The following is a 12,089-nucleotide window of genomic DNA, read 5'->3' as shown; positions in this document are numbered from 1 at the left end:
CGCCGGGGGCGGGCGCACCGCCCCCGGGGGGGCCCGCCCCCCCGGGGCGGCCCCCCCCCCCTCCTCTGTCCTACTGGTCCGAGGAGAAGCGGACCGCTCCCGCCGGGATGCGGGCGTCGCACCATATGCGGGCGCCCTCCAGGAGTTCGTTGTCGGGGCCGATCACCGCGCCGTCGCCGATGACCGTGCCCGTGAGGATCGAGCGCCGGCCGACGCGGGCCCGGGTGCCGATCAGGGAGTCGGTGATGACCGCGCCCGGTTCGATGACCGCGCCCGGCAGGATCGTGCTGCCGAAGATCCGCGCGCCCTCCGCGACGAAGGCGCCCTCGCCCACCACCGTGCCACCCGAGAGCTTCGCGTCGGAGGCCACCTGGGCGGTGGGCAGGACCAGGCGGTCGCCGCAGCGGCCGGGGACGGCGGGCGAGGGAGCCCGGCCGAGGACCAGGTCCGCCGAGCCCCGGACGAAGGCCGCCGGGGTGCCCAGGTCCAGCCAGTACGTCGAGTCGACCATGCCCTGGAGGTGCGCGCCGGCCGCCAGCAGGCCGGGGAAGGTCTCCCGTTCCACCGACACCGGCCTGCCCAGCGGGATCGCGTCGATGACCGAGCGGCGGAAGACGTAGGCCCCCGCGTTGATCTGGTCGGTGACGATCTCCTCGGGGGTCTGCGGCTTCTCCAGGAACGCCAGGACCCTGCCCGAGTCGTCCGTGGGGACGAGGCCGTAGGCACGTGGGTCCGTGACCTTGGTCAGGTGCAGGGAGACGTCCGCGCCCGACGTCTCGTGGGTGTCGACCAGGGCCCGGATGTCCAGGCCGGTCAGGATGTCGCCGTTGAAGATCAGGACCGGGTCGTCGGGCCCGGAGTGCAGCCGGGAGGCCACGTTGCGGATGGCGCCGCCCGTGCCGAGCGGCTCCTCCTCCGTGACGTACTCCAGGTGCAGTCCGAGCGCGGAACCGTCACCGAAGTACGGCTCGAAGACCTCGGCCAGATAGGAGGTGGCCAGCACGATGTGCTCGACGCCGGCCGCTCTCGCTCTCGCCAGCTGGTGCGTGAGGAAGGGCACCCCGGCCGCCGGGACCATGGGCTTGGGCGTGTGCACCGTGAGCGGGCGCAGCCGGGTGCCCTTGCCGCCGACCAGGAGGATCGCTTCTGTCACGTGTCGTCTCTGCTTCCTGCCGGGACCGGCCGAACTGTCTTTCGGCCGGTCAGTGTATGCAGACCGTTCCGTGGCGCCTTCGTTGGCCGTGCGGCGTTCCGCCCCCTGCCCCCCGTCGGCGGTGCACGTGTGCTCAGCGGCCCTGGTAGCGGGCCGCCTTGGTGCGGGCCGAGCCCAGCTTTCCGTAGAGCTTGCGTCCCGGGCACTCGGTGATGAAGCCGTCCCGGTGCCCCGAGATCACGTTCAGTCGTACTTTCTTGCCTTTGCGGTGGAGATTGCTGCCTGCCGACTTCAGGTAGGTCTTCCCCTTCGGGTTGACCCGGTACAGCCCCAGCTTCCACGCGGTCAGCCGGGCGACGCCCTTGACCGCGGCCTTCGACGGCTTCGTGGCGCCGTAGGTCCCGAGGACGGCGATCCCCATGCTGTTGCTGTTGAAACCGAGCGTGTGCGCGCCGAGGACCGGTCTGGCCACGCCTCCGGCACGGCCCTCGTAGATCTTTCCGCACTTGTCGATGAGGAAGTTGTAGCCGATGTCCCGCCAGCCCATGCTCTTGACGTGGTAGCGGTAGATACTGCGGATGAGTGAGGGGACCTGCGAGCAGCGGTAGTTGTTGCCGCTGGCCGTGTGGTGCACGAAGGCCGCCTTGACCTTCTTCGTGTACCGGAAGCCGCTCTCGCGCAGTGACTCGTCGGCTCCCCAGCCGCGCCGCGTGACGATACCCGGGCGCGGGCCGATGTACGGCCTGGCCTGCCGCTGCTGCTCCGTCAGTTGACCGGGGTCGAGGGCGTAGTACTCCTGCTCGGTCTCGGCGCGGTTCAGGGCGGCGATCTCGGTGGCGCCGAGGGGGGCGAGGTCGGCGTTGGCGGCGGAGGCGTCGGTGAGCGCGGCGGCCTCGGCGTTCAGGCCACCGGTGCGGGGGCCGTCGGCGGTGCCGCCGAGGGACGGGTCCTCGTCCTCGCCGGGGTCGACGAGTTCGAGGCGCAGGCCGGAGGGCAGCGCGGGCGCGGCGGGCAGGGCGCGGGCACCCGTCCCGGCGGAGCCGGCTGCCGCGCCCTCGGTGTCGGGCTCGGACTCGGGCTCGGGCTCGGGCTCGACCTCGGGCTCGGAGCGGACGCGGAGTTCGACGCCGTCGGAGTCGCCCACCCACAGCGGGGCCGTGGCACCGCGGACGCGGCCCGAGGCCCTCTCCTGGGTGCCCGGGTCGGCGGCGTGGTCGGCGTTGTGGGTCTCCACGTCCTGCCAGCCCGACCAGGTGCCGGTGCCGGCGGCTCGGGTGCGGACCTGGACGCGGCCGTGCAGTTCGGCGTCGGGGTCGTCCCAGACGACGCCGACGAGGGAGAAGTGACGTACGGCCCGGCGGGTCAGGCCCTGTTCGGCGGCGGGGGCGGAGGGAGTGGCGCGGTCGCGGGTGAGGGGTTCGAGGGGGAGGGACTGGGTGCTGCCGGCGGCGTACGGTTCGGCCGCGCGCCGGTGGGCGGCGGCGGCCGGGACCCCCGCGCGGGCCGCGGGTCTCGCCGTCGTGGCGGCTTCCGTGGCCGGCACCGGACTCGCCGTCGCCGCGAGGGCGGGAGGGGTGAGGGGAAGGGCCAGAGCGGCCGCACAGGTGACACCGATCGAGGAAGCAAGGAATCCACGCATGCCCCTGATCTTGGACATAGTCATATAAGTCTGTCCATTTGGGATGTGACGGGCCGTCGGCCCGGTTCGGCCGAACCGGTGGCGGATTCACGGCGGGGCGGGGGCCGGTCCGTTGGGCGCGGGGGCGTCGCCCGCGTACGCTTGCGCGGGTGAACGCCACCGATCGCACCCCCGCCGACCTGCTGGGTTCCGCCCTCGCCGCGGATCCGGGACGCCCCCTGGTGACCTTCTACGACGACGCCACGGGCGAACGCGTCGAACTGTCCGTGGCCACCTTCGCCAATTGGGTGGCCAAGACCTCGAACCTCCTCCAGGACGAGTTGTCCGTGGAGCCCGGGGACCGGGTGGCACTGCTGCTGCCCGCGCACTGGCAGACGGCGGTCTGGCTGCTGGCGTGTGCGTCCGTGGGGGTCGTCGCGGACGTGGCCGGGGACGCGCGGGCCGCCGACGTCGTGGTGAGCGGGCCGGACCGGCTGGAGGAGGCGCGGGCCTGCTCGGGGACGCGGATCGCGATGGCCCTGCGCCCGCTCGGAGGGCGGTTCCCGCAGGTCCCCGAGGGCTTCGTGGACTACGCGGTGGAGGTACCGGGCCAGGGCGACCGGTTCGTGCCGTACGCGCCCGTGGATCCGGACGCCCCCGCGCTGATCGTGGCCGGGCGGGAGTTCAGCGGCGCCGAGGTGGTCGAGCGGGCCCGGGCCGAGGCGACCGCGCTGGGGCTGACCGGGCCCGGGTCGCGGATCCTGTCCGGACTGCCGTACGACACGTGGGAGGGGCTGCACGCCGGGCTGTACGGGCCGCTGGCCACCGGGGGCTCCGTGGTGCTCTGCCGCCATCCGGAGCAGGCCGGGGCCGGGGTGCTGGACAAGCGGGTGGAGAGCGAGCGGGTCACGACCATCGCCCACGGCACCCCGGGCCGCTGAACCCTCCCCCTCCCCCGTCCGGCCCATCCCCACCGGCCTCCGCTCCCCTTCCGCGCCATGGTCGTAGGAGCGGTGACGCGCGGGACGTTCCTACGTCAGGAGGGGTGGTTGCTGCCGTGGGCTACAGGGTCGGTCCGGGGACGGGGGCGTCCGCCGGCGGGCGGGGGCCGGTGCGGCGGCGCCGACGGCGGTGGGCGCGGATCTCGGCGTTCGGGGTCACGGCCCTCCTCCTGGCGGCCGGCGGCGTCGGCTGGGCCGTCTACGCCAAGCTCAGCGGGAACATCACGCCCGACGAGGCGGCCGCCGCCGAGCTCGCGCGGTACGACAAGGAGCGTCCCACCTCCCTGGTCAAGGACGCGCGGAACATCCTGCTGATCGGGTCGGACTCGCGTGAGGGGCGTGACAACGCCCGCTACGGACGGGACTCCGGCACCGAGCGGTCCGACACCACGATCCTGCTGCACCTGTCCGCCGGCCGGAGCAGCGCCACCGCCGTCTCCATCCCGAGAGACCTGATGGTGAACCTGCCGGGCTGCCGGCGCCCGGACGGGTCCCGCAGCGCGCCGCGGTTCACGATGTTCAACCAGGCCTTCCAGGTGGGCGGCTCCGCCTGCACCATCCGGACGGTGGAGAAGCTGACCGACATCCGCGTCGACCACCATGTCGTGGTCGACTTCCACGGCTTCAAGGAAATGGTCGACGCGGTCGACGGGGTCGAGGTGTGCCTGCGGGAGCCGATCGACGACCGGGCCGCCAAGCTGCGGCTGCCCGCCGGGCGCGTGACGCTCGACGGCGAGCAGGCCCTCGGCTACGTCCGGGCCCGCAAGTCCCTGGGCGACGGCAGCGACACCGAGCGGATGGAGCGGCAGCAACGATTCCTCGGGGCGCTCGTCAACAAGGTGCGCAGCAATGACGTCCTGCTGAACCCGGCGAAGCTGTATCCGGTGCTGGACGCGGCCACGTCGTCTCTCACCACGGACCCGGATCTGGCGAGCTTGCGTGGTTTGTACGCACTCGTGCGCGGTCTGCGCGACATCCCCATGGAACAAGTGCAATTCCTGACCGTCCCCCGGGAGTCGTACGCGTACGACGCCAATCGCGACCAACTCGTGGAGCCCGCGGCGGACCGGCTGTTCGAGCGGCTGCGAACGGACGCGCCCCTGGTCGTCGAGGGGAACGGCCCGCGGCGTCACGCCCCGCCGGGATCCGCGGACGCGCGTGACGGGTCGTACGGGGACGCCTATCGGAGCCCTCACCGCGCGCCCGCCGTCACCGTTTCTCCTCCACCGACGTTTCGGGGGAACACCGCAGCCGAGGACACCTGCGAGTAAAGCGGGCACCAAGCGCCCTCCAAGGCAATGGACTCTTCACTCGGGAAATGGGCGAATTGCCCAGGTGTAGGGGCGTGGAATCGGTCACCGTCGTCCCCCGGCGCCGAAAGGGGCGGTTAGTGTGAGCGATCCGGTGCGCCCGGCTCTGAGGGACGGTCCCGAGGTCGCGCACTGTGTGACCGAGACCCGAGCGCCTTGGAGGGGAAGGCGCCGCGTGCCCCGACGGAGGAAACAGGCAACCGTGGACGCGCAAGGCCGTGGGCGGGCGGACGACATCGACCCCGCAGACCAGTGGGTGCTCAACCCGGACACCGGCGAATACGAACTGCGACTGGGCCCTTCCGCTCCGCAGCCGGGCGTCCCGGGGCCGCGCAGGCCGCGGTCCTTGGAGGCACGCCCCTCGGCGCGCGGGCGCAAGGAGGCCCCCGGCCGGTCGCGGCCCGAGCCGCCCGGGCGGGCGGTGCCGCCGCCGCGCAGGCGCCGCGGGGCGCCGGAGGAGCCGCTGCCGGGACGGCGCGGACGGCGCCCGGTGAAGAAGGCCTCCAAGGGCAGGAAGATCCTTCTGTGGACCGGCGGCACGATGGCGTTCGTACTGGTCGCCGGCGCGGGCGCCGGGTACTTCTACATCGAGCACCTGAACGGCAACATCGCGTCCGTCTCCGACGACGGCGCGAGCACCGGTGGCTTCCAGAAGGACAAGGCCATCAACATCCTGCTGATCGGCACCGACAAGCGCACCGGCAAGGGCAACGGCACCTACGGCGACGCGGGCAGCGTCGGGCACGCCGACACCACGATCCTGCTGCACGTCTCCAAGGACCGTTCGAACGCGACCGCGCTGAGCATCCCGCGCGACCTGATCGTCGACGTGCCCGACTGCCCGACCACGCAGGAGGACGGTACGCAGAAGGTCATCCCCGGCACGCGGCAGGTCCGCTTCAACACCAGCCTCGGCCAGGACGGCCGTACGCCCAGCTGCACGATGCGGACCGTGACCGAGCTGACCGGGGTCAAGCCCGACAACTTCATGGTCGCGGACTTCAACGCGGTCAAGACGCTCACCAGCGCGGTCGGCGGGGTCGAGGTCTGTGTGGGCAAGGACCTCGACGACCCGGACTCGCACCTGAAGCTGTCCAAGGGCATGCACACCATCGAGGGCGAGCAGGCGCTGGCGTTCGTGCGCACCCGGCACGCCGTCGGCTTCGGCGGTGACCTGAGCCGGATCGGGCTGCAACAGCAGTTCCTGAGCGCGCTGATGCGCAAGCTGAAGTCCAACGACACCCTCACCAGCCCGACGAAGATGCTCGACCTGGCCGAGGCGGGCACCAAGGCGCTGACGGTGGACTCGCAGCTGGACAGCATCGGCAAGCTGAAGGACCTCGGTCTGGAGCTGGGCAAGCTCAACACCAAGAACCTGACGTTCGCCACCGTTCCGGTCGTCGACAACCCGGCCGAGAAGGTGAAGGCCACGGTCGTGCTGAACGAGTCGACCGCCCCGCAGGTCTTCGAGATGATCAGGAACGACGTCTCCTTCACCGCCGTCAAGGAGCGGAAGAAGAAGGAGAAGGCCGCCGAGGCCGCCCGGCTGAAGGGCAGCAAGGCGGACCCCTCCGAGGTGCGGGTGCGGATCCTCAACGGCGGCGCCGTCGCGGGCAGCGCCCAGGAGACCCTCAGCTGGCTCCAGAACGAGGAGGGCGTGACCAAGTCGGAGAACGCCGGCAACGCGCCCGCCCCGCTGGCGAAGACCACCCTGGAGTACGCGCCCGACCAGGCCGACCAGGCCCGCCGTCTCGCCGCCATCATGGGCCTGTCCGGCTCCGCGCTGAAGCCGGGCGAGAGCGTGACCAACTCCCAGGGAGTGCCCGCGATGACACTGACCCTCGGCAAGGACTTCAAGGGGGCCGGCGTCTCCCTCACCGCGCCCTCAAAGGCACCGGAGGGGGTGCAGAAGTCCACCGCCGACAAGGTGGAGTGCGCCAAGTAGCGAGTAATTCCTTCGCGTTCACCGGACTTCCTTCAAACAAATGGGCGGTATTGCCCAGTTGTGAGAACGTGCAATTTCTCACCCACGTCGCTTGACGCCGAAGTGTGCGGATAGTGTGTGCGATCCAGTGCTCTCACCCATGAGGTCCGTCCTGGGGGCGTGCACTGCTTGACCAGCACCGTGCGCCTTCCGGGGGAGGGCGCCGCGTGGCCCGACGGAGGAATCAGGCAACCGTGGACGCGCAAGGCCGTGGGCGGGCGGACGACATCGATCCCGCAGACCAGTGGGTGCTCAACCCGGACACCGGCGAATACGAACTGCGACTGGGCCCTTCCGCACCGCAGTCGGGTGTGCCCGGGCCTCGGGGTTCCGGTGGCCGCAGCAGGACCGGGACCGACGGCGCGGCCCGCACCCGCCGCACTCCCCCCGCCCGGCGTTCCGGCGCCGCCGCGTCCGGCGGCGGTGAGGCCGCCTCCCCGCGCAGACGCGCCGGTGCCCCGGCCGAGCCGGCCGCGGGGCGGCGCGGACGCCGTCCGGCACCGAAGAAGGCGAAGGGCAAGAAGGTCCTGCTGTGGACCGGCGGCTCCCTGGCGTTCGTGCTCGTCGGGACGAGCGCGGCCGCGTACCTCTACTACGAGCACCTCAACGACAACATCACGTCCGTCTCCGACGACGGCGCCGGCACCGGCGGGTTCAGCAAGGACCGGGCGATCAACATCCTGCTGGTCGGCACCGACAAGCGCACCGGCAAGGGCAACCAGGGCTACGGCGACAACGACAGCGCCGGGCACGCGGACACCACGCTGGTGCTGCACGTCTCCAAGGACCGTACGAACGCCACGGTGCTGAGCATCCCGCGCGACCTGATCACCGACATCCCCGACTGCCCGACCACGCAGGAGGACGGCTCGGAGAAGGTCATCCCGGGCACGCAGCGCACCCGCTTCAACAACAGCCTGGGGCAGGAGGAGCGGACGCCGAGCTGCACCATGCGCACGATCACCGAGCTCACCGGGCTGAAGATGGACCACTTCATGGTGGCCGACTTCAACGCGGTCAAGACGCTGACCAGCGCGGTCGGTGGCGTCGACGTGTGTCTGGCCAAGGACATCAAGGACCCCGACTCCAAGCTCGACCTGCCCAAGGGCGAGCACACGATCGAGGGCGAGGAGGCCCTGGCCTTCGTCCGGACGCGGCACTCGGTGGGCTTCGGCGGCGACCTGAGCCGGATCGAGCTGCAACAGCAGTTCCTCGGCTCGATGCTGCGCAAGCTGAAGTCCAACGACACCCTCACCAGCCCGCAGAAGATGTTCAAGCTGGCCGAGGCGGCCACCAAGGCGCTGACCGTCGACTCGCAGCTCGGCACGATCAAGAAGCTGGCCGATCTGGGCGCGGAGCTGGGCAAGTTCGACACCAAGAACCTCACGTTCGCCACCGTGCCCGTCGACGACAACCCGGCGGAGAAGGTCAAGGCCACGGTGGTCCTCAAGGAACCGCAGGCCCAGCAGCTGTTCGCGATGGTCCGCGACGACGTCTCGCTGACCGCGGTGAAGCAGGAGAAGAAGAAGGAGAAGGCCGCCGAGGCCGCCCGGCTGAAGGGCAGCAAGGCGGACGCCTCCGAGGTGCGGGTGCGGATCCTCAACGGCGGCGCGGTCGCGGGCAGCGCCCAGGAGACCCTCAGCTGGCTCCAGGTCGAGGAGGGCGTGACCAAGTCGGAGAACGCCGGCAACGCGCCCGCCCCGCTGGCGAAGACCACCCTGGAGTACGCGCCCGACCAGGCCGACCAGGCCCGACGGCTCGCCGCCATCATGGGCCTGTCCGGCTCCGCACTGAAGCCGGGCAAGAGCGTGGTCAACTCCCAGGGAGTGCCCGCGATGACACTGACCCTCGGCAAGGACTTCGAGGGGGCGGGGGTGCCCCTCACCACTCCGGCCAAGGTGCCGGACGAGGTGCAGAAGGCCACGGCCGACAAGGTCGAGTGCGCGAAGTGACCTGACCGTCCCTTCCTGCGTCTCACAGGTGGACGGAGCATGCCCGGACGAATCGCCCGGGCGTACATCCGACCGGGCATGTCAGTGGTCCAACCAGCAGCGGGGACGAGCTGGCCCCGGCGCAGCACCGGGGAACCCGTGGTCCGGACGGACGCGGGTCGCCCGTGATCCGAGCACCACGCGGGGCGGTCCCGTGGGTCGGCCGTAGGGGTGGGGAGGCAGGGGTATGACGCAGAGCGACGTGCGCGGAGGCAGCAGGCGGCGCGATTCGGGCGGCCTGGCCCAGGACGAGCGTCCGGGAACGGCGGCGCCCGCCGCGGGCGGCGACGAGGGGGGCGCGGGCGGCCGGGGCCGACGGCGCGGCCGGCGGCGCGGCGGCGGACGCCGGATGATGCGCTGGTCCGCGATCGTGCTGTCGGTGGTCATACTCGGGACGGCCGGCGCCGGATACCTCTACTACCGCCATCTCAACGGCAACATCGACAAGGGCAAACGCAACAGCGGCGACTCCGACGTCAAGAAGACCGGCCCCAACGCGGCCGGCCAGACCCCGCTCAACATCCTGCTGATCGGTTCCGACAGCCGGAACTCGGCGGAGAACGTCAAGCTCGGCGGCGGCCGGGACAACGTCGGCAGCAAGCCCCTGGCGGATGTGCAGATGCTCCTGCACGTCTCGGCGGACCGCGAGAGCGCGTCCGTGGTCAGCATCCCGCGCGACACCCGGGTGGACATCCCGAAGTGCGTCGACCCCGACAGCGGGGAGACCTACCCGGCCAAGAACACCATCATCAACGAGACGCTCCAGCGCGGTGGCCCGGGCTGCACCCTCGCCACCTGGCAGAACCTGACCGGTGTGTACATCGACCACTGGATGATGGTCGACTTCGCCGGAGTGGTGGACATGGCGGACGCCATCGGCGGTGTCCCGGTCTGCGTCAACCAGAACGTGTGGGACCGGCCGCTGCCCGGTCAGCGCGGCGGTTCCGGACTGAAGCTGAAGGCCGGCAAGCACAACGTGCAGGGCAAGGAGGCGCTCCAGTGGCTGCGCACCCGCCACGCCTGGGGCAGTGACCCGCTGCGCGCCAAGGCCCAGCACATGTACATGAACGCGATGATCCGGACGCTGAAGCAGCAGAACGTCTTCACCGACACCGGCCGTCTGATGGGCCTGGCCGAGTCGGGCACGAAGGCGCTGAAGGTGTCCGAGGAGATCGGCACCGTCAAGGAGCTGTACGACCTGGGCATGCAGCTGAAGTCGGTCCCGACCAACCGCATCACGATGACGACGATGCCGTGGATCGAGGACCCGCTGAACCGCAACCACCTGCTGCCCAAGCCGGACGACGCCGACAGGATGTGGGCGATGCTCCGCGACGACGTGTCCTTCGACAAGGCCGGGAAGGCGCGTGCGGCCGCCGCTTCGGGTCCGTCCCCGGCGTCCGTGAAGGCCACGGGCCCGGCCGCGGCGCCGGCCGAGGGGCTGTCGGTCACCGTCGTCAACGGCACGGCGAGCGACCAGCAGGCCGCGGTCCCGCAACGCGCCGCCGCGATCGTGGCCGCGTTGCAGCGGGAGGGCTTCACCCGGGCCGTCGCCTCGGGCCGGCAGGATCCGCACCCGCGGACCCAGGTGACCTACCCCAAGAGCACCGGGGAGCAGGGCCGGGCCAACGCGCTGTCGGTGGCCAAGGCGGTCGGCATCCCGGCCGGCCAGGTGCGCGCCACGGACGACGTCACGACCACGCTGACCATCGGCAGCGACTGGCGGGAGGGCACGGCCTACCCCAAGCAGAAGGCACCCGCGGCGGGCGACCTGCCCGACTCCGCGGACGCGCTGACCGCCGACAAGCAGGAGTGCATGGACGTGTACAAGCCCTACCAGTGGTGAGCACGGACCGGCAGGAGAGCGGGGCCCGGCGTCCGGGAGGACGGCGGGCCCCGCTCCGCGTGCCCCGGCTGCTGATCACCGCAGACCGCGGGCCCCTGACCGGACGGTCAGGGGCCCGCGGTCGTGTCGGTCAGCTCGCGGCGGCGTCCGCGCGCACTGCGGGGCGCCGGGAGGCGATGACCTTCCGCGCCAGCGCGCGCGGGCTGGTCAAGAAGCCCCAGCCCCACGACATGTGCATCGTGGCCAGCGCCACGGGGATCCGCAGCCGCGCCTTCAGCGGCAGGCCCTTGCCCGCCGGCACCGAGCCGAGCACGATCGCCGCGAGGTAGCCGCCGGGCACGACGAGACCCCACGGCGTCAGCAGGGCGCCCACCAGGATGCCGGCCCCGATCGCGCACACGGCGGTCGGCGGCGCGAGGTAGCGCAGGTTGATGGAGCCCTCGTGGTAGCGGGCGACGACATGCCGCCAGCGGCCGTAGTCCTTGTACTGCTTGGCGAGCGCCTTCACGCTCGGCCGCGGCCGGTAGGACACCTTCAGCTCCGGCGAGAACCAGATCAGCCCGCCGGCCTCACGGATGCGGAAGTTCAGCTCCCAGTCCTGGGCGCGGATGAACTCCACGTTGTAGCCGCCCTGCTGCTCCAGCGCCTCGCGCCGGAAGACGCCGAGATAGACGGTCTCGGCCGGGCCCGCCTGACCGCCGGTGTGGAAGGCGGCGTTGCCGACCCCGATCTTCGAGGTCATCGCGGCGGCGACCGCGTGCTCCCAGTCGTTCTCGCCCTCGGCGTGCATGATGCCGCCGACGTTCTGCGCGCCGGTCTCCTCCAGGAGCCGTACGGCGGTGGCGATGTAGTTGGGCGAGAGCATGCCGTGGCCGTCGACGCGGACGACGATCGGATGCCGGGAGGCGTTGATCGCGGCGTTCAGCGCGGCGGGCGTACGGCCCGTGGGGTTGGGGACGGTGTGCACGCGCGGGTCTTCGGCCACGAGCTCGGCGGCGATCTCGTCCGTGCGGTCCGTGGACGGACCGAGGGCGATCACGACCTCCATCTCGCCGGCGTACTCCTGCGCGAGGATCGCTTGGACTGCTCCCCGCAGATGCCGCTCCTCGTTGAGGACGGGCATGATCACGGAAACGGCGGGGAGCCGCACGTCGGGATTGGCGTTCATAGGGGGCTCACGTTACCG

Annotated in this window: 8 protein-coding genes; 5 read left to right on the top strand and 3 right to left on the bottom strand. The window is 71.6% G+C overall.

Annotated features, from left to right (window positions below; genetic code table 11):
* Positions 1 to 70 precede the first annotated feature (70 nt).
* Positions 71 to 1,153 (bottom strand): NDP-sugar synthase, encoded by a 1,083-nt coding sequence (locus tag AB0I06_RS16425; protein WP_363119467.1) that lies wholly within the window; start codon positions 1,151 to 1,153, stop codon positions 71 to 73.
* 133 nt (positions 1,154 to 1,286) lie between these two features.
* Positions 1,287 to 2,792 carry a peptidoglycan recognition protein gene (locus AB0I06_RS16420; RefSeq protein WP_363119466.1) on the bottom strand — a complete coding sequence of 502 codons (1,506 nt, stop codon included), beginning with the start codon at positions 2,790 to 2,792 and terminating at the stop codon, positions 1,287 to 1,289.
* A gap of 149 nt (positions 2,793 to 2,941) precedes the next feature.
* Here AB0I06_RS16420 and AB0I06_RS16415 point away from each other — a divergent pair, with 149 nt between their 5' ends.
* From AB0I06_RS16415 to AB0I06_RS16395, 5 genes are all read left to right on the top strand, one after another.
* The gene (locus AB0I06_RS16415; protein WP_363119465.1) at positions 2,942 to 3,712 is read left to right on the top strand and encodes a TIGR03089 family protein; all 771 of its coding nucleotides are present in this window, start codon (positions 2,942 to 2,944) and stop codon (positions 3,710 to 3,712) included.
* Positions 3,713 to 3,828: 116 nt separating this feature from the next.
* On the top strand, positions 3,829 to 5,043 hold the full coding sequence (locus AB0I06_RS16410; RefSeq protein WP_363119464.1) for an LCP family protein: 1,215 nt from the start codon (positions 3,829 to 3,831) through the stop codon (positions 5,041 to 5,043).
* A gap of 241 nt (positions 5,044 to 5,284) precedes the next feature.
* Positions 5,285 to 7,027 carry an LCP family protein gene (locus tag AB0I06_RS16405; RefSeq protein WP_363119463.1) on the top strand — a complete coding sequence of 581 codons (1,743 nt, stop codon included), beginning with the start codon at positions 5,285 to 5,287 and terminating at the stop codon, positions 7,025 to 7,027.
* 233 nt (positions 7,028 to 7,260) lie between these two features.
* On the top strand, positions 7,261 to 9,018 hold the full coding sequence (locus AB0I06_RS16400) for an LCP family protein (RefSeq protein ID WP_363119462.1): 1,758 nt from the start codon (positions 7,261 to 7,263) through the stop codon (positions 9,016 to 9,018).
* A gap of 226 nt (positions 9,019 to 9,244) precedes the next feature.
* The gene (locus AB0I06_RS16395) at positions 9,245 to 10,903 is read left to right on the top strand and encodes an LCP family protein (protein ID WP_363119461.1); all 1,659 of its coding nucleotides are present in this window, start codon (positions 9,245 to 9,247) and stop codon (positions 10,901 to 10,903) included.
* A 130-nt stretch (positions 10,904 to 11,033) separates the two neighbouring features.
* Here the strand turns inward: AB0I06_RS16395 and AB0I06_RS16390 are convergent, their stop codons facing one another.
* Entirely contained in the window at positions 11,034 to 12,071 is a 1,038-nt protein-coding gene (locus AB0I06_RS16390) for a glycosyltransferase family 2 protein (RefSeq protein WP_363119460.1), read from the bottom strand.
* Between the last annotated feature and the right edge of the window lie 18 nt (positions 12,072 to 12,089).

The organism is Streptomyces sp. NPDC050674, assembly GCF_040654575.1.
Lineage (GTDB): Bacteria > Actinomycetota > Actinomycetes > Streptomycetales > Streptomycetaceae > Streptomyces.
The sequence above is the reverse complement of the archived record's forward strand: the minus strand, read 5'-3'. Positions and strand labels throughout refer to the sequence as shown.

Bases quoted from the DNA above. Each gene is read 5' to 3' on its own strand.
- AB0I06_RS16420 (WP_363119466.1), bottom strand. From the start codon at position 2,792: ATGCGTGGATTCCTTGCTTCCTCGATCGGTGTCACCTGTGCGGCCGCT.
- AB0I06_RS16395 (WP_363119461.1), top strand. From the start codon at position 9,245: ATGACGCAGAGCGACGTGCGCGGAGGCAGCAGGCGGCGCGATTCGGGC.
- AB0I06_RS16390 (WP_363119460.1), bottom strand. From the start codon at position 12,071: ATGAACGCCAATCCCGACGTGCGGCTCCCCGCCGTTTCCGTGATCATG.